This is a genomic window from Vibrio sp. 2132-1 (genome assembly GCF_033344315.1).
Map to the genome: position 1 here is coordinate 1 of NZ_JAWPON010000159.1, position 903 is coordinate 903.

Annotated in this window: 1 protein-coding gene; it reads left to right on the plus strand. The window is 48.0% G+C overall.

Annotated elements, in window-relative coordinates:
- Positions 1-518: L-lactate permease (locus tag R8N47_RS24125; RefSeq protein WP_318185969.1), on the plus strand; the 518-nt coding region annotated here is incomplete at its 5' end.
- Between the last annotated feature and the right edge of the window lie 385 nt (positions 519-903).

Below are 903 nucleotides of genomic sequence, written 5' to 3' on the forward strand. Positions count from 1 at the left end.
AACCTTTGCGTGAAGCATTCGTCGAATCAAGCAAAACGCTACTCGGTGCAGGCTTCGTATTGGTGTTCACTATCCCGATGGTACGTATCTTCATCAACTCAGGAGTGAACGGTGCTGACCTAGCAAGTATGCCTGTAACAACCGCGAACTTTGCCTCAGACCTCGTTGGCTCTGCATTCCCAGCACTGAGTGCAACGGTTGGTGCGCTAGGTGCATTCATCGCAGGTTCGAATACCGTATCGAACATGATGTTCAGCCAGTTCCAATTCGAAGTCGCGCAGACATTGTCTATCTCAAGCGTGGTTGTAGTGTCACTGCAAGCCGTTGGCGCGGCTGCGGGTAACATGATTGCCATTCACAACGTGGTGGCAGCATCCGCAACCGTCGGTCTACTAGGTCGTGAAGGCGCAACCTTGCGTAAGACGATCATCCCAACGTTCTACTACCTAGTAATGACAGGCATCATCGGTTTGGTTCTGATTTACGGATTCCAACTCACCGACGTCTTGATGAAGTAATACGAATGCAGGGCTCACTGCCCTGCCCGATTTGACACAGCTGTCAGCACTACTACCCCGACATGTTGATTTAGCTTGCTACATCAATTCCCCCGGCAGCTGTGTCACCTTTCCAGTTTGCATAACTGACTGAGCGATTAAATCAAGATTGTTCAACCAATTATGTAAGTGGGTTACCTAAATCGCAGATTCAAAAGTAAGTGATGCAAAGGTAACTATACTCATTTTGATGCTTTTAGCGCTTTGTGCGATGAAAGCTCACTTAAGAGCAAATGCTCCACAACTTTGCTTAGAATAACCGCTAGGACACCATTATGATTATCTCAGCTTCTACCGATTACCGCGCTGCCGCGAAAGCCAAGCTACCTCCGTTTCTATTCCATTA